This window comes from Enterobacter cloacae complex sp. SHL012, from assembly GCF_049237505.1.
In the GTDB taxonomy this organism is placed as follows: Bacteria; Pseudomonadota; Gammaproteobacteria; order Enterobacterales; family Enterobacteriaceae; genus Enterobacter; species Enterobacter kobei.
In genome coordinates this window covers 445,203-467,049 of record NZ_JBMKIZ010000004.1, presented here as the reverse complement: position 1 = coordinate 467,049, position 21,847 = coordinate 445,203, and the positions used below count along the sequence as shown (strand labels likewise).

The following is a 21,847-nucleotide window of genomic DNA, read 5'->3' as shown; positions in this document are numbered from 1 at the left end:
TAGGTCGGGTCTCAGTCCAGGGCATAGCGAGTCTCCTCTTCTATGCCAGTTATAACTGTTACCCATGTATCCGGTCTAAAGTGTTACCCATGTTTCCGGTTCATACCCTTCGCTTACCGGGCCTACGTTTTTGTAGGCCGGGTAAGGTGAAGCCGCCACCCGGCAAAACAACCTTACTCCTCTAACGACCGCAAATGGTCATCCTTTCGCAGCGTCATCAGCGCGAAAATACTCACCACCGCCGTTGCCATCACGTAATATGCCGGAATATCCAGGTTGCCCGTCTCTTTAATTAATCCGGTAATAATCAGTCCCGCACAGCCCGAGAAGATCGCGTTTGACAGGGAATATGCCAGCCCCAGGCCGGTATAACGCACGCGCGTCGGGAACATTTCAGACAGCATCGCCGGCCCCGGTCCTGCCAGCATCCCCACCAGACCGCCCGCAATTAGCACCACCATCGCTTTAACGGCCAGCGTGGCGGACTCAGCCTGCAACATTTTCAGCAGCGGCAGGGCGAGGATCAGCAGCAGGGCGGTGGCAATCATCATCACCGTGCGGCGGCCAATCTTGTCGCTCAGGATACCCGAGGGAATGATGGTCAGCGCAAAGCCGATATTCGAAATCACCGCTATCAGCAGTGCCTGATTAAACCCGGTGTGTAGCGCTGACTGGAGATAGGTCGGCATAATCACCAGGTAGGTATACCCTGCCGCCGACCAGACCATGACCCGGCAAATGCCCATCAGAATCGTTTTGAGCGTGGCGGAGGTGCTGGCCTGAGCCACAACCGGTTTTTCCTTCTGCTGCACAAAGCTCGGCGTCTCTTCCATACTCACACGCAGCCATAGCGCGACAGCCCCCATCGGCAGCGCAAGGAAGAATGGAATACGCCAGCCCCAGTCATGTAATGCCTCAGGCGTGAGAAGGGCGGAGAGCAGTGCCACAATCCCCGCGCCCGCTAGCAGCCCGAGCGCCACGGTAAAGGACTGCCACGCGCCATACAGACCGCGCTTGCCGCGTGGAGCGAACTCTGTCATCAACGAAACTGCACCACCGTACTCTCCGCCTGCGAACAATCCCTGCAAAATGCGCAGCAGCGTAACGATCAGCGGTGCGGCAATGCCTATGCTGGCGTAGACGGGCACAAGACCAATGGCTGTGGTGGCGAGCGTCATCAGTACCAGCACAATGATCAGCGTCGGTTTCCGGCCAATCCTGTCGCCGATGCGGCCAAATACCACCGCACCCAGGGGACGGAAGAAGAACGCGATAGCAAACGAGGCCCAGGTGAGGATCAGGCTGGTCAGTCCCGCTTCTCCCTCGAGCTGGAAGAAGTTCCTGGCAATCACGGTCGCCATAAAACCGTAGACCGCAAACTCATACCACTCGATAAAGTTACCAATGGAGCCTGCAATTAATGCTCGCTTGTGCGCATCCGGTTGCATAACGATCCTCACTGAAAGGGGTAAGAATAAATTATTCAACAAAAGCGAAGTGATGAAATAGTTTATTCTTATGTTCTGTGAGCTATTTCACGAATGATATCAGCGGGATCGCCAGCTTGTGACCCCCCTCCCATGCAGCGTGCACGCGGCCTGTCCATACTTATCCTCATTGCCACTGAAGGAGGGAGACAGCATGCACTGGCAGACCCATACCGTTTTCAATCAACCGGCACCGCTTTCAAACAGCAATCTTTTCCTCTCCGACTGCGCCCTGCGTGACGCGGTTTCCCGCGAGGGGGCCGAGTGGGATAGCGAGCTGCTCGCCAGTATCGGGCAGCAGTTAGGGACCGCAGAGTCGCTGGAGCTGGGCAGGCTGGCCAACGTCAACCCACCGGAGCTGTTACGCTACGACGCCACCGGAGAGCGGCTGGACGATATTCGCTTTCACCCCGCCTGGCACCTGCTGATGCAGGGGCTCTGTGCCAACCGGGTACATAACCTGGCGTGGGAAGAGGAGGCGCGAAAAGGTTCCTTTGTGGCCAGAGCGGCCCGGTTTGTTTTGCATGCGCAGGTTGAAGCCGGCACGCTTTGCCCCGTCACCATGACCTTCGCCGCCACGCCGCTGTTGCAACAGTCGCTACCTAAACCGTTTCATGCATGGTTAACGCCGCTGATGAGCGATCGCTACGATCCCCATCTCGTGCCGGGTGGGCAAAAACGCGGGCTGCTGATCGGCATGGGGATGACGGAAAAGCAGGGGGGATCCGATGTCCTGAGCAACACCACCAAAGCGGAAAAATGCAGCGACGGTAGCTACCGTCTGGTAGGCCATAAATGGTTTTTCTCCGTCCCGCAGAGTGATGCGCATCTGGTGCTGGCTCAGGCAAAAGGTGGATTATCCTGCTTTTTTGTCCCGCGCTTTTTACCTGACGGACAACGTAACGCCGTACGGCTGGAGCGCCTGAAGGACAAGCTCGGGAACCGCTCCAACGCGAGCAGCGAGGCGGAGTTTCTTGATGCCTCCGGCTGGCTGCTGGGAGAAGAAGGGGAAGGGGTACGGCAGATCCTCAAAATGGGCGGTCTGACGCGCTTCGACTGCGCGCTGGGCAGCCATGGTTTAATGCGCCGGGCGCTGTCTGTGGCGTTGTACCACGCTCATCAGCGGCAAACCTTCGGTAAAAATCTCATCGATCAGCCGTTAATGCGTGAGGTTTTAAGCCGCATGGCGCTGATGCTAGAGGGGCAAACGGCACTGCTGTTCCGTCTCGCCCGCGCGTGGGATAAACGCGTGGATCCGCAAGAGGCGGCCTGGGCACGGCTGTTTACTCCGGCCGCGAAATTTAGCGTCTGCAAAGCGGGTATCCCGTTCGTGGCAGAGGCAATGGAGGTGCTGGGCGGCGTAGGGTACTGCGAGGAGAGTGAGCTTCCCCGCCTGTATCGCGAAATGCCGGTGAACAGTATCTGGGAAGGCTCAGGCAATATCATGTGCCTGGACGTGCTGCGCGTGCTGACGAAGCAGCCGGGGATCCACGACCTGCTGGCCGATGAGTTTGCGCAGGTCAAAGGGCAGGACAGACACTTTGACCGCAGCTGGCGCCAGCTTCAGCAAAAGCTGCGTAAACCACAGGAGGCGCAGGGGCGGGAGATCGCGCAGCAGCTTTTCTTGCTGGGGGGCGGGAGCCAGATGCTGCGGCACGCATCGCCGCCCGTGGCGCAGGCGTGGTGCCGCATGATGCTGGATACCCGTGGCGGTACGCTGATGAGCGAGCAGGTGCAAAGCGATTTGCTGCTGCGCGCCACGGGCAGGGTTGGCTAGCGTTTAAGCTGGAACAGACTGACCAGTTGGGTAAGGTGTAAACCTTTCTTGCGCAGCGTGTGTGCGGTTTGTTCGCTGCGCGAGACGCGATCGGCGTTGATGTGTGACGCTTCACCAATGTGGGTCATGGCGAGATTCACCTGGCCAATCCCCGCGGATTGCTCGCGCGATGCGTGGTTAATTTCGGTGACCAGCTGGCTGATGTTATCGATATGAACGATGATGGAATCCATAGCCAGACGCGTCTGTTCAGACAGCGCGTGACCTTCGCTCACTTTTCTCAGCGTATCGCCAATCAGCTGTTCTATCTCTTTCACCGCGTTGGCGCTCCGGCCCGCCAGCGCGCGAACTTCCTGGGCAACCACCGCAAAACCTTTTCCGTGCTCGCCTGCACGTGCCGCTTCTACCGCCGCATTCAGCGCCAGAATATTGGTCTGAAACGCGATGGACTCAATCACGCGGGTAATATCTTCGATACGTTTTGACGCTTCGCGAATGTCATCCATCGTGGCAACCGCATGGGTTACCGTTTCACCCCCCTCGTGAACCGCGCGTGAGGTTTCACCCACCAGTTGCTGCGTTTGCTCCATGTTGGCGGCATTTTGCTGTACGGTCGCGGCCAGTTGCTCCATGCTGGCTGAGGTCTCCTCCACGCTGCTGGCCTGCTTGTTGATCTGCTCTGAGATCTCGCCGGTATCGGAGGCCAGCGCGTTAGTCCCCGTCTGGATCTCACCTGCAGCCTCGCGAACCTGCAGAACAATTTTTTGCAGCCCGCCGCCAATGCCGTTAATGGCGTCAATCAGCTGTCCGACCTCGTCCCGGCGCGTCACGGGCAGGCTGGAGCGAAGATCGCCGTCGGCATACTGCCGTGCAAGCTGGATCACGTTGCGCAGCGGTTGCGTCAGCATACGGCGAATAAGGACCACGAACAGGCCTGCAAAGAGGACCGACAAGACCACACCGGCCAGCAGGAAGCGATCGCGCATGGCGGTGACGCTTGAAAGCAGCACTGACTTATCCACTTCGCCCACGATAGTCCAGTTCCAGCCGGGTAGCGGGGTATAGGCCATTTTCAGCGTCCGTCCGTCGTCACTTACGCGCTCCAGGGTGCCGGGTTTATCATCCAGAAGCTGCTGTTGTGTCGCGCTGTCCCACTTCGGCAGCTGTCCCTCTTCCGTGGTGTGGAACAGGTATTGCCCGCGTGTTTTGCCGTTGCTGCGATCCAGCACGAAGAAGTGACCGCTCTCGCCCAGGCGGCGATTGAGGATTTTCTCGCGCATGACGTTCCAGGAGTGGCTAATGTCCACCCCGACAAAGACGATCGCAATGACATGACCTTCGGCGTTTTTCACCGGCTGGTACTGGGTGATATAGCGTTTGCCAAACAGCAGCGCCAGGCCACGGTAGACATCACCTTTATTGGCGGCGGCAAAGGCCGGGCTGGAGGTATCCAGAACGGTCCCCATTGCGCGCTCGCCATTCTCTTTACGCAGGGAGGTGGCGACGCGAATAAAGTCGTTACCGCTGCGAACAAATAGCGTGGAGATGGCCCCCGTTCGGTTCAGGAAGTCGTCAGAAAAAGTGGTATTTTCATGGAGTTCCGTTTCCCCGCCTTTCAGCAGAGGAACATTGAGCCCGTTAATTGTCTGGGTCTGAAGCGTATCGACGCTAAATGGCTGGGGCAAAAATGTCGTAAACAGTCTGGTATAGCTTTCGACTTCTTCACTCAGGCTGGTGTTGAACATTTGCACCATATCGACCATACCGGTGGACTGGTTATGCAGGTCTTCTACCGCGAGGGCTTCAAGCTGCTGGCTGGCTTTTTGGCTGAGCAGGAAAGTGAAAAGCAGAAACAGCACGGCAACACTGACGCCCGTCAGCAGCGATAGCTTTGTCCCGAGGCCCGCACGGCGGAAAAAATTGATCATAAATTGCTCATCATTGAAAAGGTATGGTTCTTCAACGGCAGAGCGGGGATTACGTTTACTGAATTAGTGTAACAAAATGTTATTGAGTTGTTTTTATATGGTTTTGTAAAAGATAAAAAATTTGCAAAAACGAAAAGCCACTAAAAATAAGTGGCTTTTATCAGGAAGGTGCTTAGACGTAGAGAATGGCCTGTACCCGCCAGTGGTCGACATGGTTATCTTCCTGCATCTGGATGATGCGATACCATGACGCACCCTGTTCATCGGCTTTTAATGCCACGATACGTTCAACATCTTGCGGGCTCCCCGAAATGTTATTGACGGAGATGTGGCCTATTTCATTCAGACCTGTTACGCAATCCGCGCTGGCAAATTCTGCTGACTGCGCGGTGGTGCTCACCAGGCCTGCTGAGAGCAACAGAGAGGTCAAAGCAAGAGTTCGTTTCATCGTCAGCTCCATTTCACATATCTCCGGTATCCGCCGGGCAATCCTTCGCGAATAAACTCCTTTCCATTGACGCGGGCATGGAGTTTATTGTGGACAGGAAAATGTCTATGGACGCAAAGCAGTGTAAATGTCGTTCAAAGGAAAACCATTACTGACGGTATAAAATGGCCTGTGAATACCACTGCCCCGTAATGATGGTTTCATCGACCATGATAATGACGTAATAATCTGCTTTGGCGGCGACGGCTTGTGCCTTTATTGCCTCTTCTGCGTCATCCGGAGAACCGCGAACCAGCGCGGAGACGGTGCCCATTCGTTGTAATCCTTCTGTCTGATTACGACGAATCTCCTGCGGGTGATCGGCAACCGGGGGAGCGGGTTGCGGCGTTCCCTGCAGTGCGCTACAGCCACTGAGAAGAAGCACCAGCAATAAAGCTGCAAACCTGTGCATAACCATATCTCTTTTCCTGATAGCCATAGTGTAGTTGTCTGCGAATTTCGTTTTGGGGGAATGTTCCCGAAGTGTTATCTGGGGCGTAATTTTCGAATGAAAATAGCCTGAAACCGTAACCCAGTTCTCAACATTATGAATCATTCATTCGTACAGGGTCGACAATGATTGAAATTGAAATACGCCGTCTCGGCGACCATGAAATTTTACACGCCACGCCGACGGGGAAACGTGATAAACCGCTGCCAGTTGTGGTCTTTTATCATGGATTTACCTCGTCAAAGCTGGTTTACAGTTATTTTGCCGTGGCGCTGGCGCAGGCCGGTTTTCGTGTCGTCATGCCGGATGCCCCCGATCACGGTGCGCGCTTTACGGGGGATGAACAGGCGCGGCTTGGTCAGTTCTGGCCCATTCTGCACGGCAGTCTGACCGAGTTTTCCGGGCTGCGCGATGCGCTTTATGACGCAGGGCTGGTGGCCGATAACCGGCTGGCGGTTGCCGGGGCCTCGATGGGCGGCATGACGGCGCTGGGGATTATGACGCATCATCCTGAAGTGAGATCCGTCGCCTGTCTGATGGGCTCCGGCTACTTTACGTCGCTGGCGAAGACGCTTTTTCCCCCGCAAGATTTGACGGAAATGACGGCGAGGCTGGCTGACTGGGAAGTGACTCGCGCACTGCCGCGCGTGGCCGATCGTCCGCTTCTGCTGTGGCACGGTGACGCAGATGACGTGGTACCGCCTGACGGCACCTTTCGCCTGCAGCAGGCGCTAAAGCGTGAAGGACTGGACGGCAATCTGACCTGTTTGTGGGAATCGGGCGTCCGCCACCGCATTACGCCAGTGGCGCTGGAGGCCACGGTGGCGTTTTTCCGCCAGCACCTTTAAACCCGCAGGATTTTAACGCCCTGATCTTCCAGTTTCTGGAGGATCTCGGGGTTAGCCCCTTTGCCGGTGATCACCATGTCGATCTGTTCTGCGCGGCTGAACAGCATGCCTGCGCGTTCACCGACTTTACTGCTGTCGACCAGCACGACGAGTTTGCCCACAACGTTCAGCATGTTTTGTTCGGCCATCGCAGTCAGCATATCGGTTTTATATAAACCGTCTGCAGTCAGGCCTTTGCCGCTGGTAAACATCCAGTGCCCGGCGTAAAGACTGTTTTCACTGTCCTGGGGGCTAAGGGTGATGGACTGGCTCTTATTGTACTGGCCGCCCATGATCACCACGCTGTCATGCTCCTGGTCGATAAGATAGTTGGCGAGCGGTAGGTAGTTGGTGATGATCTGCACCGGCTTGCCGCACATCTCGCGGCCCAGCAAAAATGCCGTAGACCCACAGTTGATGACGACGCTCTCACCCGGGTTCACCAGCTGTGAGGCGGCTCTGGCGATCCGCACCTTTTCATCGTGATTCTGCGCCTGATGGATATTCATCGGCGACCAGCGTGGACGCTGCTGGCTGATGGCTTCTGCGCCGTTGCGGACTTTTTTCAGTTTGCCGCTCTCATCCAGCTTGTTAATGTCCCGCCGCGCGGTGGCGGGGGAGATGCCTAAACGTTCGATCACTTTCTCGACGGTGATAAACCCTGTTTGCGCCAGGAGTTCCAGTAAAATTTGATGCCGTTGCGCTTCCGTCATGAGCTATTCCGATAAGAATTGATTTGAAAAGATGATATTTGAAATAGCGTGAAATTACTAAAATAAATATGAAATCGCCAGACTCAGGGTCTGGCGATGTGGCCGGATAATCAGAGGAAGGACTTAAACGGCAGGTCTGGCTCAATAGTAAAGCAATCATCGAAACCGCGTGGGTAGTGGTACTCAAGATTGTCTTTATCCAGCGGCCAGGTGAACTTGCCGCCTACCTGCCAGATAAATGGCTTGAAGCCGTACTTCAGGCGGTCTTTTTTCATCTCCCACAGCACGCGAATTTCCTGCGGATCGGCCTGGAAGTTTGACCAGATGTCGTGGTGGAACGGAATCACGACCTTGGTGTTCAGCGCTTCCGCCATACGCAGCATATCGGCGCTGGTCATCTTGTCGGTAATTCCACGTGGATTCTCGCCGTAGGAGCCCAGCGCCACGTCAATCTGATGGTCATTACCGTGCTTCGCGTAGTAGTTGGAGTAGTGTGAGTCGCCGCTGTGGTACAGGGAACCGCCAGGGGTTTTGAACAGGTAGTTGACGGCGCGCTCGTCCATGCCGTCCGGCAGAACGCCTGCGGCTTTCTGGTCAGCCGGCAGCGTAATCAGTGCGGTACGGTCAAAGGCATCCAGGGCGTGAATTTCAATGTCTTTGATTTTCACCACGTCGCCTGGCTTCATCACGATGCAGCGCTCTTTTGGCACGCCCCAGCCAATCCAGAGATCCACGCAGGTCTGCGGCCCGATAAACGGCACGTCGTCCGCGCAGTTTTGCATTACTGCCGCCGCCACGTTCACGTCAATATGATCGTTGTGATCGTGGGTGGAGAGCACGGCATCGATTTGGCGAATGGCAAAAGGGTCGAGCACAAACGGCGTGGTACGCAGGTTCGGTTGCAGTTTTTCCACGCCGGCCATGCGCTGCATCTGGTGGCCTTTTTTCATCAACGGATTGCCGTGGCTCTGTTTGCCTGTGCCGCACCAGAAATCGACGCAAATATTGGCGCCACCCTCGGATTTCAGCCAGATACCGGTGCAGCCCAGCCACCACATGGCAAAAGTACCAGGAGCAACCTGTTCCTGTTCGATCTCTTCGTTCAGCCAGCTACCCCACTCCGGGAAGGTGCTCAGAATCCATGATTCACGGGTGATGGTGTTCACTTTACTCATCGTTTTGACTCCTGGTTTTAATCAAAAGTAATCATATGGCGATTTGTTGTGATTAACTCTGGCACCATTTGACGTGCTTTGCAATGACAAAAGTGCGTAATTTTAACTGTGCGATATCACAGATACTTCGCTTTATCCTTGTTAGACTATCCGCTGTTAATGATTAATTACATGAATTATAAAGAATAATTCATTTTGTTTGTGCGGTAGTGAAAACCATTACTAACACCATGGAAATAATTTGCGTGATACGTCACAAATAATCAAATTCAATCTTGTGATGATTATTTGTGATTACTAGAGTGATGACACCAACCACACAGGGATTGCCCCTCGTGTTCTCATTTCTGGAGAGAGTTATGGAGATCCTCTACAACGTCTTTACCGTTTTCTTCAATCAGGTAATGACCAACGCCCCGCTGCTGCTGGGTATCGTGACGTGCCTGGGTTACATCCTGCTGCGTAAAAGCGTCAGCGTGATCATCAAAGGCACGATTAAGACCATTATCGGTTTTATGCTGTTGCAGGCGGGGTCAGGCATCCTGACCAGCACGTTTAAGCCAGTCGTCGCCAAAATGGCGGAGGTCTACGGTATAAACGGTGCAATTTCCGATACTTATGCCTCTATGATGGCCACGATTGACCGCATGGGTGACGCCTACAGCTGGGTGGGTTACGCGGTTCTGCTCGCGCTGGCGCTGAACATTATCTACGTGTTGCTGCGTCGCATTACCGGTATTCGCACCATCATGCTTACCGGTCACATCATGTTCCAGCAGGCGGGTCTGATCGCGGTTTCTCTCTATATCTTCGGTTACCCAATGTGGACCACGATTATCTGCACCGCGGTGCTGGTCTCGCTCTATTGGGGCATCACCTCCAACATGATGTACAAGCCGACCCAGGAAGTAACCGACGGCTGTGGCTTCTCCATCGGCCATCAGCAGCAGTTTGCGGCCTGGGTTGCTTATAAAGTTGCGCCGTGGCTAGGGAAAAAAGAGGAGAGCGTTGAAGACCTCAAGATGCCCGGTTGGCTGAATATCTTCCACGACAACATCGTCTCGACGGCGATTGTGATGACCCTGTTCTTCGGCGCCATTCTGCTCTCCTTTGGCATTGACGTTGTGCAGGCGATGGCGGGCAAAACGCACTGGACGATTTATATCCTGCAGACCGGTTTCTCCTTCGCGGTGGCCATTTTCATTATCACCCAGGGCGTGCGTATGTTCGTCGCCGAGCTCTCTGAAGCCTTCAACGGCATCTCTCAGCGCCTGATCCCGGGAGCCGTTCTGGCAATTGACTGTGCGGCCATCTATAGCTTCGCGCCAAACGCCGTCGTCTGGGGCTTTATGTGGGGCACCATCGGCCAGCTGATTGCGGTGGGTATCCTGGTGGCCTGCGGCTCCTCAATCCTGATTATTCCTGGCTTTATCCCGATGTTCTTCTCCAACGCCACCATCGGCGTCTTTGCTAACCACTTCGGCGGCTGGCGTGCAGCGCTCAAGATCTGCCTGGTGATGGGGATGGTGGAAATCTTCGGTTGCGTGTGGGCGGTCAAGCTCACTGGTATGAGCGCCTGGATGGGCATGGCGGACTGGTCAATCCTGGCGCCGCCGATGATGCAGGGCTTTGCGTCCGTCGGGCTGGTCTTTATGGCCGTCATCATCCTGATTGCACTGGCTTATATGTTCTTCGCTGGCCGTTCGCTGCGAGCAGAAGAAGATGCAGAAAAACAAACAGCAGAAGTTTCTGCTCACTAAGGAGTTTCGATTATGACCGTACGTATCCTGGCTGTGTGTGGCAATGGGCAAGGCAGCTCCATGATCATGAAGATGAAAGTGGACCAGTTTTTAACCCAGTCAAACATCGACCACACGGTAAACAGCTGCGCAGTGGGTGAATACAAAAGTGAGCTGAACGGCGCAGACATCATCATCGCGTCAACTCACATTGCCGGCGAGATTAGCGTGTCGGGCAACAAATATGTGGTGGGCGTGCGCAACATGCTGTCGCCTGCGGATTTCGGACCAAAACTGCTGGAAGTGATCAAAGAACACTTCCCACAAGACGTGAAGTAAGGACCCGACATGAAACTACGAGATTCGCTGGCAGAGAATGACTCCATCCTTTTGCAGGCTGACGCCAGCACCTGGCAGGAAGCGGTGAAGCTGAGCGTGGATCTGCTGGTTAAGGCGGATGTTGTCGAGCCGCGTTATTACCAGGCCATTCTGGATGGCGTGGCGCAGCACGGCCCCTATTTTGTGATTGCCCCGGGGCTGGCTATGCCGCACGGCCGCCCGGAAGAGGGCGTGAAGAAAACCGGCTTTGCGCTGGTCACGCTGAAAACGCCGCTGGTCTTCAACCATGAAGATAACGACCCGGTCGATATCCTGATCACCATGGCGGCTGTCGATGCCAATACCCACCAGGAGGTGGGCATCATGCAGATCGTCAATCTGTTTGATGATGAAGCCAATTTTGACCGTTTACGCGCCTGCCGTACCGCGCAGGAAGTGCTGGATTTAATTGATAACGCCACTGCGGCGGCCGTTTAAGAGGAATTGAACATGTCATTACCAATGTTGCAGGTTGCGCTGGATAACCAGACGCTGTCCGATGCTTATGAAACCACCCGCCTGATTGCCGAAGAGGTAGACATCATTGAAGTGGGTACCATTCTGTGCGTGGGCGAAGGCGTTCGCGCCGTTCGTGACCTGAAGGCGCTCTACCCGCACAAAATCGTACTGGCTGATGCCAAAATCGCTGACGCGGGCAAAATCCTCTCCCGCATGTGTTTTGAAGCCAACGCCGACTGGGTCACCGTGATCTGCTGCGCGGATATCAACACTGCCAAAGGCGCGCTGGATGTGGCAAAAGAGTTTAACGGCGACGTGCAGATTGAACTGACCGGTTTCTGGACCTGGGAGCAGGCACAGGCGTGGCGCGATGCGGGGATCCAGCAGGTGGTGTACCACCGCAGCCGTGATGCGCAGGCCGCTGGCGTGGCGTGGGGCGACGCGGACATCAGCGCGATTAAACGTCTGGCCGAAATGGGCTTCAAAGTGACCGTGACCGGTGGCCTGGCGCTGGAAGATCTGCCGCTGTTCAAGGGTATCCCGATTCACGTCTTTATCGCGGGTCGTAGCATCCGTGACGCGGCGTCTCCGGTGGAAGCAGCGCGTCAGTTCAAACGCTCAATCGCTCAGCTTTGGGGCTAAGGAGCGGGTATGTTGTCAAAACAGGTTCCGCTTGGCATCTATGAAAAGGCACTCCCTACGGGGGAGTGCTGGCTGGCGCGGTTACAGCTGGCGAAGCAGCTGGGTTTCGATTTTGTCGAAATGTCAGTGGATGAGACGGATGAACGCCTCTCTCGCCTCGACTGGAGCCGCGAGCAGCGTCTGGCGCTGGTGAGCGCCATTGCCGAAACGGGCGTGCGCGTGCCGTCCATGTGCCTGAGCGCTCACCGTCGTTTTCCCCTCGGCAGCGAAGATGATGCCGTGCGGGCGCAGGGGCTGGAGATCATGCGCAAAGCCATTCGCTTTGCTCAGGATGTCGGTATCCGTGTGATCCAGCTGGCGGGTTATGACGTTTACTATCAGGAAGCCAACGATGAAACGCGCCGTCGTTTCCGTGACGGTCTGAAAGAGAGCGTTGAAATGGCAAGCCGCGCGCAGGTGACGCTGGCGATGGAGATCATGGACTACCCGTTAATGAACTCCATCAGCAAGGCACTGGGCTACGCGCACTATCTGAATAACCCGTGGTTCCAGCTCTATCCGGATATCGGCAACCTGTCGGCATGGGATAACGACGTGCAGATGGAGCTGCAGGCGGGCATCGGGCATATCGTGGCGGTGCACGTCAAAGATACCCGTCCAGGCGTGTTTAAAAACGTACCGTTCGGCACCGGGGTGGTGGAGTTCGAACGATGCTTCGAGACGCTCAAGCAGACAGGGTATTGCGGGCCTTACCTGATTGAGATGTGGAGCGAGACGTCTGACGACCCGGCAGCGGAAGTGGCAAACGCGCGGGACTGGGTGCGCGAGCGTATGGCGCGAGCAGGTTTGCTGGAGGTGGAACATGCTTAAGCTTAAACAGCAGGTCTATGAAGCCAATATGGATTTGCCGCGCTATGGCCTGGTAACGTTCACCTGGGGTAACGTCAGCGCGATTGACCGAGAGCGCGGCCTCATCGTCATTAAACCCAGCGGAGTGGCGTATGAGACCATGAAGGTCGACGATATGGTTGTCGTGGACCTTGAAGGAAACGTCGTAGAGGGACAGTGGCGTCCTTCTTCAGATACCGCTACCCATCTGGCGCTTTATCGACGTTATCCCTCCCTCGGCGGGGTAGTGCATACCCACTCAACCCATGCCACCGCCTGGGCACAGGCTGGGCTTGCCATCCCGGCGCTGGGCACGACGCACGCGGATTACTTCTTCGGGGATATTCCCTGCACGCGCGCGTTAACGCAGGCCGAGGTGGAAGGCGAGTACGAGCTCAACACCGGCAAGGTGATTATCGAAACGCTGGGTGAGTCAGAACCGCTGCATACGCCGGGAATTGTGGTGTACCAACACGGTCCGTTCTCCTGGGGTAAAGATGCTCACGACGCTGTGCATAATGCTGTGGTGATGGAAGAGGTGGCCAAAATGGCGTGGATTGCCCGCGACATAAATCCACAGCTTCAGGGGATTGATGATTACCTGATGAACAAGCATTTCATGCGCAAGCACGGCCCGAATGCCTATTACGGGCAGAAGTAAATAAGTGCTCTGGAATACCGAAAAACAGTTGTAACCGGTGGTATTTCAGAGCCATTTAAAAAAAAAGCCCCCGGGCAGGGGGCAACGTAAACTATGGCTATGTTCTCGTTGTTGGCTTTCCTGGTGCTAGCGTTAAAGCGTTATCGGTAAATGTCTGCACTGGCGTGCATATTGCCGTTGCTGCCGGGCTCACGGATTAACATCACGTGGTAATAGGTTGCGCCTTGGGCATCGGTCTCTTCATTTAGTGCCTGATCTGCTTCGCTTTCAGTGGCGAAATTATGATTGATATAGATTACGCCTAAGCTTTGCACATCATCCATGTTCCTGGCCTGCCGGCCGTCTATTTTGATGGCTGCCATCGCGTTTGCACTGAGCAAAAGCGCAGCCATAATGGCTAATGCGATTTTTTTCATGATATGCGCTCCACGACTGCGTGCTGTGAGAGAGGGAATACTCCTTCTTTAATTCAGGTGTTCTCTGATTAAAGTGTAATCATTCATACGGCGGGGATGCGTGACCATTTCTGATGCAGTTGTTCAAAAAAACAACGCTTCCTGGTGTGTTCAATTTTAAATCACCCACTTAGACCCGCTTTACGCTTTGTGCGAATTATTTGTGCAATCAGCTTGAGTTTCCAGGGGCGCGCAAGTATTATGACGCGTCAATTTTTCAGCCGACCTTTAACACGTTCCTTGCCTCCCCGGGCCTCGGCTGACCCAGACAGGAGGCTGAATAATCCGTAAGGAGCAATTCGATGCGTCATTACGAAATCGTTTTTATGGTCCATCCTGACCAGAGCGAACAGGTTCCGGGTATGATCGAGCGTTACTCTGCTGCCATCACTGGTGCAGAAGGTACGATCCACCGTCTGGAAGACTGGGGCCGCCGTCAGCTGGCTTACCCGATCAACAAACTGCACAAAGCACACTACGTTCTGATGAACGTTGAAGCGCCGCAGGAAGTGATCGATGAGCTGGAAACTACCTTCCGCTTCAACGATGCCGTTATCCGCAGCATGGTTATGCGTACCAAAAACGCAGTTACCGAAGCATCTCCGATGGTTAAAGCGAAAGACGAGCGCCGTGAGCGTCGCGATGATTTCGCAAACGAAACCGCAGATGATTCTGATGCTGGGGATTCTGAAGAGTAATTTCTGATGACCAACCGTCTGGCGTTGTCCGGCATCGTATGCAGGGCTCCCCTTCGAAAGGTCAGTCCATCAGGAATTCCGCATTGCCAGTTCGTGCTTGAGCATCGTTCTGTGCAAGAGGAAGCCGGGTTTCACCGGCAGGCGTGGTGCCAAATGCCCGTTATTATTAGCGGACACGAAAACCAGGCCATTACTCACAGTTTAACGGTCGGTAGCGCAGTAATCGTTCAGGGGTTCATCTCTTGCCACAAGGCAAAGAACGGCCTGAGCAAAATGGTTCTGCATGCCGAGCAGATTGATTTGATAGATTCTGGAGACTAGCCATATGGCACGTTATTTCCGTCGTCGCAAGTTCTGCCGTTTCACCGCGGAAGGCGTTCAAGAGATCGACTATAAAGATATCGCAACGCTGAAAAACTACATCACCGAAAGCGGTAAGATTGTCCCAAGCCGTATCACCGGTACTCGTGCAAAATATCAGCGTCAGCTGGCTCGCGCTATCAAACGCGCTCGCTACCTGTCCCTGCTGCCGTACACTGATCGTCATCAGTAATCGGGCACGGTCCATTAATACGACTTTAAGAGGATAAGGTAATGCAAGTTATTCTGCTTGATAAAGTAGCAAACCTGGGCAGCCTGGGTGATCAGGTAAACGTTAAAGCGGGTTACGCTCGTAACTTCCTGGTTCCACAGGGTAAAGCTGTTCCAGCTACTAAGAAAAACGTAGAGTTTTTCGAAGCACGTCGTGCTGAACTGGAAGCCAAACTGGCTGACGTTCTGGCGGCTGCTAACGCTCGCGCTGAAGCAATCAACGCACTGGGCACCGTTACCATCGCGTCTAAAGCTGGCGACGAAGGTAAACTGTTCGGTTCCATCGGTACCCGCGATATCGCTGATGCAGTGACTGCAGCAGGCGTTAAAGTGGCTAAGAGCGAAGTTCGCATGCCGAACGGCGTTCTGCGTACCACTGGTGAGCACGAAGTTGACTTCCAGGTTCACAGCGAAGTGTTCGCTAAACTGGTTGTTAACGTTGTAGCTGAGTAATTTTTTACTCTGCTCACGTTGAAACGCCGGCCTTGTGCCGGCGTTTTGCTTTTTAAAGAACCAGGTTTTAACGCGCCCGGACAAAACTGCCGTCCGGCTGGCGGGTAAACAGCACCTGCTGACCATTTCCTGTATCAATCGTTAAGCCTGTCACCACACCGCTGGCATTCTGGCGAATCTGTACCATCTGACCATTCTGCAGGTTACTGAGCGGCTTACCCGCACCTTCCACTTTTGCCATGGCATACACGTCAGTCGGCGGCAGGTTGTGATCGCGGAAAAGCTGCGCCAGGGTTTTACCCGGCTCGACGCGATAGGAGCGCCACTGCTGCTCAATGCCCGTAGGCTGCTGAGCCTGTTGCTCTACCGGGGCAGAGGTTTGAGCCTGATCTTCCTGGACGGGCTCCGGTTCAACCGGCGCGACCTGACCCGGATCGTTCGAAGGGGTCACCAGCTGCGTTTGCATCGGCTGTGCATCAGGCTGCGGCCGCGTTTGCGACTGAATATCCAGCTGTGCATTGCGGGTGACAGGGGCGGTATCAACATCATCACCGCCGGAAGGAAGCAGGAAACCCACGATCACCATCAGCGCACCAATGATAATCCCTCTGCGATGCAGGGGAGGCAGCGGGTCCATAATGCGAAAATTGTCCGGCGCCTGCCAGATTTTCGCCAGGGTAGGTTTCAGTTCAAATCGCCCGGGCATGGCTCTCCTCCTGCTCCGCGTCTTTTTTATCCTGTGCATCGAAGTATAGTTTGCTAACTGCCTGAACGGCGTAGCAAACCCGACATCCGTGACATCAGTTCGGGATTAATCCTGGTTGTCTCTATTGTTTCTGTTTCGTCGCGGTTTGTCACCTTAACTTCAGACAAAGTTTTACCCATAAGGGCATGGCTGCTATGCTGCCCGCTACTTTAAATGTGATGGAAGGAAAACCCATGACCACCCCGACTTTTGACACTATCGAAGCGCAGGCAAGTTACGGTATCGGCTTGCAGGTAGGACAGCAGCTGAGCGAATCCGGCCTGGAAGGTCTGTTACCAGAAGCGCTGGTGGCGGGTATCGCTGACGCGCTGGAAGGTAAACAGCCTGCTGTTCCGGTTGACGTTGTTCACCGCGCACTGCGTGAAATTCATGAACGAGCTGACGCTGTGCGTCGCGCGCGTTTCGAAGAGATGGCGGCCGAAGGCGTGAAATATCTGGAAGAGAACCGTGAGCGTGAAGGCGTGAACAGCACCGAGTCTGGCCTGCAGTTCCGCGTGATCAACCAGGGCGACGGCGCAATCCCGGCACGTACCGACCACGTTCGCGTACATTATACCGGTAAACTGATCGACGGCACCGTGTTTGACAGCTCCGTGGCGCGTGGCGAACCGGCAGAATTCCCGGTCAACGGCGTGATCGCAGGCTGGATTGAAGCGCTGACCCTGATGCCAGTTGGCTCCAAATGGGAACTGACTATCCCGCACAACCTGGCTTACGGCGAGCGTGGTGCTGGCGCATCCATCCCGCCATTCAGCACCCTGGTATTTGAAGTCGAGCTGCTGGAAATCCTGTAATCGACTTTTCTTATTTCCTCTCTCCGTTCGGGGAGAGGAAAATAGTGATAAAACCTATAGTTACGACGTTATCAATATTTTATCTTGCAAACGAAACTTTTGCGTGTATTTTTGTGAGCTGTTTCGCGCTGTATGAGTGATATGACACTCACTTTCAACATATTATTAACATAATATCTAAATCATAGTATTCATCCCGCCGATTCTTACCTAATATCGATAAGCCCTTACAAGGGGAACGTCATCTTTTGACGTATTTAAAGGCCAGAAGAGCCTTAACAACACAGACAGGCATAAACAGGAAAAATTACATGGTAGATCAGGTCAAAGTCGCCGCTGCAGAAGAGGCGACGTCTGAACAGTCGCTACGGCGCAATCTCACAAACCGTCATATTCAGCTTATCGCCATAGGTGGGGCCATCGGGACCGGGCTGTTTATGGGGTCAGGCAAAACCATCAGCCTTGCCGGGCCGTCGATCATCTTCGTTTATATGATCATTGGTTTCATGCTGTTCTTCGTGATGCGGGCAATGGGTGAATTGCTGCTCTCGAACCTCGAATACAAATCCTTCAGCGACTTCGCGTCTGACCTGCTCGGACCATGGGCAGGCTATTTCACCGGCTGGACCTACTGGTTCTGCTGGGTTGTTACCGGTATGGCGGACGTCGTGGCGATTACCGCCTACGCACAGTTCTGGTTCCCGGGACTGTCAGACTGGGTGGCCTCGCTGGCGGTTATCGCTTTGCTGCTGAGCCTCAACCTCGCCACCGTAAAAATGTTCGGTGAGATGGAGTTCTGGTTCGCGATGATCAAGATTGTCGCTATCGTGGGGCTGATTGTTGTGGGCCTGGTGATGGTACTGACGCACTTCCAGTCGCCAACCGGCGTACAGGCGTCATTTACCCATCTGTGGAATGACGGCGGCTGGTTCCCGAAAGGCATCAGCGGCTTCTTTGCCGGCTTCCAGATTGCGGTGTTCGCGTTTGTGGGCATTGAGCTGGTGGGAACCACGGCGGCCGAAACTAAAGATCCCGAGAAGTCTCTCCCGCGCGCCATTAACTCGATTCCGGTTCGTATCATCATGTTCTACGTCTTCGCGCTGATCATCATTATGTCCGTGACGCCGTGGAGCTCCGTGGTGCCGAGCAAGAGCCCGTTCGTTGAACTGTTTGTGCTGGTAGGGCTGCCCGCTGCGGCAAGCCTGATTAACTTCGTCGTGCTGACCTCTGCGGCGTCGTCCGCGAACAGCGGCGTGTTCTCAACCAGCCGTATGCTGTTTGGTCTGGCGCAGGAGGGCGTGGCGCCGAGCGCCTTTGCGAAACTGTCTAAGCGTGCGGTACCGGCGAAAGGGCTGACTTTCTCCTGCATGTGCCTGCTGGGCGGCGTGGTCATGCTCTACGTGAACCCAAGCGTGATTGGCGCGTTCACCATGATCACCACGGTCTCTGCAATCCTGTTTATGTTCGTCTGGACCATTATTCTCTGCTCGTACCTGGTGTACCGCAAACAGCGTCCACACCTGCATGAGAAGTCGATCTACAAGATGCCGCTGGGCAAGCTGATGTGCTGGGTGTGCATGGCGTTCTTCGTGTTCGTGCTGGTGCTGCTGACGCTGGAAGATGATACCCGTCAGGCGCTGATTGTTACGCCGCTGTGGTTTATCGCGCTGGGGCTGGGCTGGGTGTTTATCGGTAAGAAACGTATGGCAGGCGTAAGATAAAAGCAAAACGGCAACTTCAGTTGCCGTTTTTAGTTTTTGCACCCTCTCCCTGTGGGAGAGGGCATCAGGCCGCAGCGGCTTTTTTTATTCCCCAGCTAATGCCCGCGGGAACAACACGTTGTTCTCAAGACTGATGTGTTCCATCAGGTCATCGATCATCTCGTTAATGCCGTTGTACATCGCTTTCCAGGTGGTGCACGCCTCTGGCGGCGGTGTGACGTTGTGGGTGGTGTGTTTGATCACTTCCAGCAGTTCGCCCGCATCATCATGCTCGCTTTCCATCACGCTAATCGGACCCATTGCCTGGCTGCCCATTCCCTGTTTAATCATCGGGAAGAGGATCTGTTCTTCTTTCATCATGTGGCTGGAAAGCTCTTCGTGCAGCATGGTCAGATATTTCGCCAGACCGCGGGGTACGGAAGGTTTGTCAGCATGTACGCGCTCGACTTTGGTCGCCTGCAGGATCAGCTCCGGCAGTTGCTCCCGGTGGCGATCGTGGTAACGCACAATGATGTGGTCGATGATTTCTGCGAGCGGGGCGGTACGCCAGTCTTTATCAACAGGCTGTTCGGCCAGTTGCGCCAGCTCTGCTTCAATCACCTCCACATCCAGCTCCTTACGTGAGGCCGCTCGCGCGAGGGTTTGCTTACCGCCGCAGCAGTAATCCATATCGTATTTACGGAACAGCGCAGAAGCGCGAGGGATGGAGAGCGCCAGCTCGCCGAGGGGTTGGTCGCGAAAGGCCATAGCAGTTACCTCGTCATCAAGAATATAAGATGCATATTAAATGCATCTTTAAGGCGACGCTATAACCCTTTAGAGGGAAGGGTAAAAGTGAGACGTAAGTCACAAAAAAATTATCCGGGTTAACGCCCTGAATGGACTCAGGAAAGTGGTTTAGAAAGTTTTTAAAGGTGGAGAAACAGTAAACAACCCGCCTTGCCTGCCGATATATCCACGTCAGACAAACCTGCATATAACAAAGGCAACGTATGTTTAAACGTATAAAAGTTATTACTCTTCTTATTTCGGTGCTGCTTGTACTCGGCATCATGCAAGTGATTTCCGCGGGGATCTTTATCAACGCGCTGAACAACGATAAAGACAATTTCACCGTGTCGCAGCTCTCCAGCAAGAATGTGGCGGAGTTTACCGATGCGTGGATCAGCCTGAACCAGGCGCGCGTGACGCTGAACCGTGGGATGCTGCGTCTGCAAAGCAGCATGGCTTCGCAGATTAACGGTGGTCAGCTCAATGAGCTGGTCAACACCGCGAAAAATCTGCTGGCTGATGCGCAGGTCCATTACGATAAATACTATGCCCTGCCGAATACGCCGGGCCTGGACGAGAATCTGGCGAAGCGACTGGAGGAGCAATACCGTATTTACTCCTCAACGTTGACGCAAATGAACGTGCTGCTGGGCCAGGGCAATCTGGAAGACATGTTCAAGCAGAACGCTGAGCAAAAACAGACTGCGATGCAGGCGGTTTATCGCGAGTGGCGCGAAGCACAGGCAACGCTTACCGATAAAGGCATCCAGGACAATGAAAGCGACTACAAACGCATTCTGTGGATCCTCTCTGCTGTAATGCTGTTGGTCATTGTGGTGATTATTTCCAGCTGGATCGCCATGCGTCGCGTGCTGCTGCTGCCTCTGGAAGAGGTGATCAACCATATTCGCGCCATTGCGGCAGGGGACTTAACCCAGCCGATTCAGGCTGACGGTAAGAACGAAATGGCGATCCTGGCGCGCAACGTGCAGGAGATGCAGACCTCGCTGGCGAATACCGTTGGCGTGGTGCGTGAAGGTGCCGACACCATCTACACCGGAGCCGGTGAAATTTCTGCCGGGAGTAACGACCTTTCTTCCCGTACTGAGCAACAGGCGGCTTCCCTGGAAGAAACGGCAGCCAGCATGGAACAGCTGACGGCCACCGTGAAGCAGAATGCCGATAACGCCCGTCAGGCTTCCCGTCTGGCACTGGATGCCTCCTCAACGGCGAAGAAGGGCGGGAACGTGGTGGAAGGTGTCGTGCGCACGATGGACGAAATCGCCACCAGTTCCAGTAAAATTGCGCAAATTACCAACGTAATCGACGGTATTGCTTTCCAGACCAACATTCTGGCGTTGAACGCGGCGGTAGAGGCTGCGCGTGCAGGTGAACAGGGCCGTGGCTTTGCGGTGGTCGCAGGGGAAGTACGTACCCTCGCCCAGCGCAGTGCTCAGGCGGCGAAAGAGATCAAAGCGCTGATCGACGATTCCGGCGAGCGCGTGAACGCCGGCTCGCAGCTGGTTAACGAAGCCGGGGCGACGATGGCGGAGATCGTCAATGCGGTCACCCGCGTGACGGACATTATGGGCGAGATCGCCTCAGCCTCTGACGAGCAGAGCCGCGGTATCGACCAGGTGGGCCAGGCGGTGGCTGAAATGGATCGCGTGACCCAGCAGAACGCCTCGCTGGTCGAGGAATCTGCGGCCGCGGCGGCCGCGCTGGAAGATCAGGCTGCACGCCTGAATGACGCGGTGGCTGTGTTTAAAATTACCCGTAATCAGGCGGTCAAAGCCGCGCCGGTGAAAACCTACGTGCCGAAAGCGCAGCCCGCAGCGAGCGTGCCTGAAGCGAACTGGGAAACGTTTTAACCTGGTGCCGGGTGGCGCTGACGCTTACCCGGCCTACAAATCGCTCCGTGTAGGC

At 54.9% G+C, this 21,847-nt stretch carries 24 protein-coding genes; 15 read left to right on the top strand and 9 right to left on the bottom strand.

All coding sequences use genetic code 11. The features are described 5' to 3' along the window. Positions 1-173: 173 nt before the first annotated feature. Complete coding sequence (locus ACOTY9_RS16705) at positions 174-1,448, bottom strand: MFS transporter (protein WP_045134423.1); 1,275 nt, start codon at positions 1,446-1,448, stop codon at positions 174-176. A 193-nt stretch (positions 1,449-1,641) separates the two neighbouring features. Here ACOTY9_RS16705 and ACOTY9_RS16700 point away from each other — a divergent pair, with 193 nt between their 5' ends. Beyond that, positions 1,642-3,264, top strand: a complete 1,623-nt coding sequence (locus ACOTY9_RS16700) for an isovaleryl-CoA dehydrogenase (RefSeq protein WP_348565835.1) — start codon at positions 1,642-1,644, stop codon at positions 3,262-3,264. On the opposite strand, the gene ACOTY9_RS16695 is transcribed toward ACOTY9_RS16700, so the two are convergent. The 3 genes from ACOTY9_RS16695 to bsmA form a co-directional block, all read right to left on the bottom strand. Beyond that, complete coding sequence (locus ACOTY9_RS16695) at positions 3,261-5,192, bottom strand: methyl-accepting chemotaxis protein (protein ID WP_421637386.1); 1,932 nt, start codon at positions 5,190-5,192, stop codon at positions 3,261-3,263. The genes ACOTY9_RS16700 and ACOTY9_RS16695 overlap by 4 nt on opposite strands. 172 nt (positions 5,193-5,364) lie before the next feature. Next, the gene (yjfN, locus tag ACOTY9_RS16690) at positions 5,365-5,652 is read right to left on the bottom strand and encodes a DUF1471 family protease activator YjfN (protein ID WP_023331857.1); all 288 of its coding nucleotides are present in this window, start codon (positions 5,650-5,652) and stop codon (positions 5,365-5,367) included. Positions 5,653-5,788: 136 nt separating this feature from the next. Then, complete coding sequence (bsmA, locus tag ACOTY9_RS16685; RefSeq protein ID WP_014882237.1) at positions 5,789-6,118, bottom strand: biofilm peroxide resistance protein BsmA; 330 nt, start codon at positions 6,116-6,118, stop codon at positions 5,789-5,791. A gap of 137 nt (positions 6,119-6,255) precedes the next feature. On the opposite strand from bsmA, the gene yjfP reads away from it, so the two are divergent. Then, positions 6,256-6,978 carry an esterase gene (yjfP, locus tag ACOTY9_RS16680; protein ID WP_348565833.1) on the top strand — a complete coding sequence of 241 codons (723 nt, stop codon included), beginning with the start codon at positions 6,256-6,258 and terminating at the stop codon, positions 6,976-6,978. On the opposite strand, the gene ulaR is transcribed toward yjfP, so the two are convergent. After that, positions 6,975-7,730: an HTH-type transcriptional regulator UlaR gene (gene ulaR, locus ACOTY9_RS16675; protein WP_014882239.1), complete on the bottom strand. Its 756-nt coding sequence runs from the start codon at positions 7,728-7,730 to the stop codon at positions 6,975-6,977. The genes yjfP and ulaR overlap by 4 nt on opposite strands. A gap of 110 nt (positions 7,731-7,840) precedes the next feature. After that, on the bottom strand, positions 7,841-8,905 hold the full coding sequence (gene ulaG / locus ACOTY9_RS16670) for an L-ascorbate 6-phosphate lactonase (protein ID WP_045134418.1): 1,065 nt from the start codon (positions 8,903-8,905) through the stop codon (positions 7,841-7,843). Positions 8,906-9,264: 359 nt separating this feature from the next. On the opposite strand from ulaG, the gene ulaA reads away from it, so the two are divergent. The 6 genes from ulaA to ACOTY9_RS16640 are packed head-to-tail and all read left to right on the top strand — an operon-like array spanning position 9,265 to position 13,672. Beyond that, a complete protein-coding gene (gene ulaA, locus ACOTY9_RS16665; protein WP_045134417.1) occupies positions 9,265-10,665 on the top strand; it encodes a PTS ascorbate transporter subunit IIC in 1,401 nt (466 codons plus the stop codon). A 12-nt stretch (positions 10,666-10,677) separates the two neighbouring features. Next, complete coding sequence (gene ulaB, locus ACOTY9_RS16660; protein ID WP_003856022.1) at positions 10,678-10,983, top strand: PTS ascorbate transporter subunit IIB; 306 nt, start codon at positions 10,678-10,680, stop codon at positions 10,981-10,983. Between the two features lie 9 nt (positions 10,984-10,992). Beyond that, on the top strand, positions 10,993-11,460 hold the full coding sequence (gene ulaC, locus ACOTY9_RS16655) for a PTS ascorbate transporter subunit IIA (RefSeq protein WP_014882241.1): 468 nt from the start codon (positions 10,993-10,995) through the stop codon (positions 11,458-11,460). A 12-nt stretch (positions 11,461-11,472) separates the two neighbouring features. Next, positions 11,473-12,123, top strand: a complete 651-nt coding sequence (ulaD, locus tag ACOTY9_RS16650; protein ID WP_032637676.1) for a 3-keto-L-gulonate-6-phosphate decarboxylase UlaD — start codon at positions 11,473-11,475, stop codon at positions 12,121-12,123. A gap of 9 nt (positions 12,124-12,132) precedes the next feature. After that, positions 12,133-12,993, top strand: coding sequence for an L-ribulose-5-phosphate 3-epimerase (locus ACOTY9_RS16645; RefSeq protein WP_045134416.1), 861 nt, complete (start codon positions 12,133-12,135; stop codon positions 12,991-12,993). Next, positions 12,986-13,672: an L-ribulose-5-phosphate 4-epimerase gene (locus tag ACOTY9_RS16640; RefSeq protein ID WP_045134415.1), complete on the top strand. Its 687-nt coding sequence runs from the start codon at positions 12,986-12,988 to the stop codon at positions 13,670-13,672. The genes ACOTY9_RS16645 and ACOTY9_RS16640 overlap by 8 nt, the downstream gene beginning before the upstream one ends. Before the next feature lie 140 nt (positions 13,673-13,812). Here the strand turns inward: ACOTY9_RS16640 and yjfY are convergent, their stop codons facing one another. Continuing rightward, entirely contained in the window at positions 13,813-14,088 is a 276-nt protein-coding gene (gene yjfY / locus ACOTY9_RS16635; protein ID WP_014882245.1) for a DUF1471 family protein YjfY, read from the bottom strand. Positions 14,089-14,429: 341 nt separating this feature from the next. On the opposite strand from yjfY, the gene rpsF reads away from it, so the two are divergent. From rpsF to rplI, 4 genes are read left to right on the top strand one after another with little or no spacing between them, the layout of a single operon-like run. Beyond that, positions 14,430-14,825 (top strand): 30S ribosomal protein S6, encoded by a 396-nt coding sequence (gene rpsF / locus ACOTY9_RS16630; RefSeq protein WP_014068637.1) that lies wholly within the window; start codon positions 14,430-14,432, stop codon positions 14,823-14,825. Positions 14,826-14,831: 6 nt separating this feature from the next. Continuing rightward, positions 14,832-15,146, top strand: coding sequence for a primosomal replication protein N (gene priB, locus ACOTY9_RS16625; RefSeq protein ID WP_008502895.1), 315 nt, complete (start codon positions 14,832-14,834; stop codon positions 15,144-15,146). 4 nt (positions 15,147-15,150) lie between these two features. Further along, positions 15,151-15,378: a 30S ribosomal protein S18 gene (rpsR, locus tag ACOTY9_RS16620; protein ID WP_000135199.1), complete on the top strand. Its 228-nt coding sequence runs from the start codon at positions 15,151-15,153 to the stop codon at positions 15,376-15,378. A 41-nt stretch (positions 15,379-15,419) separates the two neighbouring features. Then, a complete protein-coding gene (gene rplI / locus ACOTY9_RS16615) occupies positions 15,420-15,869 on the top strand; it encodes a 50S ribosomal protein L9 (protein ID WP_006810372.1) in 450 nt (149 codons plus the stop codon). A 67-nt stretch (positions 15,870-15,936) separates the two neighbouring features. Here the strand turns inward: rplI and ACOTY9_RS16610 are convergent, their stop codons facing one another. Next, positions 15,937-16,575 carry an OapA family protein gene (locus ACOTY9_RS16610; RefSeq protein WP_032637673.1) on the bottom strand — a complete coding sequence of 213 codons (639 nt, stop codon included), beginning with the start codon at positions 16,573-16,575 and terminating at the stop codon, positions 15,937-15,939. A gap of 233 nt (positions 16,576-16,808) precedes the next feature. Between ACOTY9_RS16610 and fklB the strand changes: the two genes are divergently transcribed. After that, entirely contained in the window at positions 16,809-17,429 is a 621-nt protein-coding gene (gene fklB, locus ACOTY9_RS16605) for an FKBP-type peptidyl-prolyl cis-trans isomerase (protein WP_008502892.1), read from the top strand. Positions 17,430-17,740: 311 nt separating this feature from the next. Beyond that, on the top strand, positions 17,741-19,150 hold the full coding sequence (gene cycA, locus ACOTY9_RS16600) for a D-serine/D-alanine/glycine transporter (RefSeq protein ID WP_014882247.1): 1,410 nt from the start codon (positions 17,741-17,743) through the stop codon (positions 19,148-19,150). Positions 19,151-19,234: 84 nt separating this feature from the next. Here cycA and ytfE read toward each other — a convergent pair whose 3' ends face one another. Beyond that, positions 19,235-19,897, bottom strand: coding sequence for an iron-sulfur cluster repair protein YtfE (gene ytfE, locus ACOTY9_RS16595; protein WP_045134413.1), 663 nt, complete (start codon positions 19,895-19,897; stop codon positions 19,235-19,237). A 245-nt stretch (positions 19,898-20,142) separates the two neighbouring features. Between ytfE and ACOTY9_RS16590 the strand changes: the two genes are divergently transcribed. Beyond that, complete coding sequence (locus ACOTY9_RS16590) at positions 20,143-21,792, top strand: methyl-accepting chemotaxis protein (RefSeq protein ID WP_248229299.1); 1,650 nt, start codon at positions 20,143-20,145, stop codon at positions 21,790-21,792. Positions 21,793-21,847 lie beyond the last annotated feature (55 nt).

Coding starts and splice junctions, on each gene's coding strand:
- ACOTY9_RS16705 (WP_045134423.1), bottom strand. CDS start 1,448: ATGCAACCGGATGCGCACAAGCGAGCATTAATTGCAGGCTCCATTGGT.
- ACOTY9_RS16700 (WP_348565835.1), top strand. CDS start 1,642: ATGCACTGGCAGACCCATACCGTTTTCAATCAACCGGCACCGCTTTCA.
- ACOTY9_RS16695 (WP_421637386.1), bottom strand. CDS start 5,192: ATGATCAATTTTTTCCGCCGTGCGGGCCTCGGGACAAAGCTATCGCTG.
- yjfN (WP_023331857.1), bottom strand. CDS start 5,652: ATGGAGCTGACGATGAAACGAACTCTTGCTTTGACCTCTCTGTTGCTC.
- bsmA (WP_014882237.1), bottom strand. CDS start 6,118: ATGGCTATCAGGAAAAGAGATATGGTTATGCACAGGTTTGCAGCTTTA.
- yjfP (WP_348565833.1), top strand. CDS start 6,256: ATGATTGAAATTGAAATACGCCGTCTCGGCGACCATGAAATTTTACAC.
- ulaR (WP_014882239.1), bottom strand. CDS start 7,730: ATGACGGAAGCGCAACGGCATCAAATTTTACTGGAACTCCTGGCGCAA.
- ulaG (WP_045134418.1), bottom strand. CDS start 8,905: ATGAGTAAAGTGAACACCATCACCCGTGAATCATGGATTCTGAGCACC.
- ulaA (WP_045134417.1), top strand. CDS start 9,265: ATGGAGATCCTCTACAACGTCTTTACCGTTTTCTTCAATCAGGTAATG.
- ulaB (WP_003856022.1), top strand. CDS start 10,678: ATGACCGTACGTATCCTGGCTGTGTGTGGCAATGGGCAAGGCAGCTCC.
- ulaC (WP_014882241.1), top strand. CDS start 10,993: ATGAAACTACGAGATTCGCTGGCAGAGAATGACTCCATCCTTTTGCAG.
- ulaD (WP_032637676.1), top strand. CDS start 11,473: ATGTCATTACCAATGTTGCAGGTTGCGCTGGATAACCAGACGCTGTCC.
- ACOTY9_RS16645 (WP_045134416.1), top strand. CDS start 12,133: ATGTTGTCAAAACAGGTTCCGCTTGGCATCTATGAAAAGGCACTCCCT.
- ACOTY9_RS16640 (WP_045134415.1), top strand. CDS start 12,986: ATGCTTAAGCTTAAACAGCAGGTCTATGAAGCCAATATGGATTTGCCG.
- yjfY (WP_014882245.1), bottom strand. CDS start 14,088: ATGAAAAAAATCGCATTAGCCATTATGGCTGCGCTTTTGCTCAGTGCA.
- rpsF (WP_014068637.1), top strand. CDS start 14,430: ATGCGTCATTACGAAATCGTTTTTATGGTCCATCCTGACCAGAGCGAA.
- priB (WP_008502895.1), top strand. CDS start 14,832: ATGACCAACCGTCTGGCGTTGTCCGGCATCGTATGCAGGGCTCCCCTT.
- rpsR (WP_000135199.1), top strand. CDS start 15,151: ATGGCACGTTATTTCCGTCGTCGCAAGTTCTGCCGTTTCACCGCGGAA.
- rplI (WP_006810372.1), top strand. CDS start 15,420: ATGCAAGTTATTCTGCTTGATAAAGTAGCAAACCTGGGCAGCCTGGGT.
- ACOTY9_RS16610 (WP_032637673.1), bottom strand. CDS start 16,575: ATGCCCGGGCGATTTGAACTGAAACCTACCCTGGCGAAAATCTGGCAG.
- fklB (WP_008502892.1), top strand. CDS start 16,809: ATGACCACCCCGACTTTTGACACTATCGAAGCGCAGGCAAGTTACGGT.
- cycA (WP_014882247.1), top strand. CDS start 17,741: ATGGTAGATCAGGTCAAAGTCGCCGCTGCAGAAGAGGCGACGTCTGAA.
- ytfE (WP_045134413.1), bottom strand. CDS start 19,897: ATGGCCTTTCGCGACCAACCCCTCGGCGAGCTGGCGCTCTCCATCCCT.
- ACOTY9_RS16590 (WP_248229299.1), top strand. CDS start 20,143: ATGTTTAAACGTATAAAAGTTATTACTCTTCTTATTTCGGTGCTGCTT.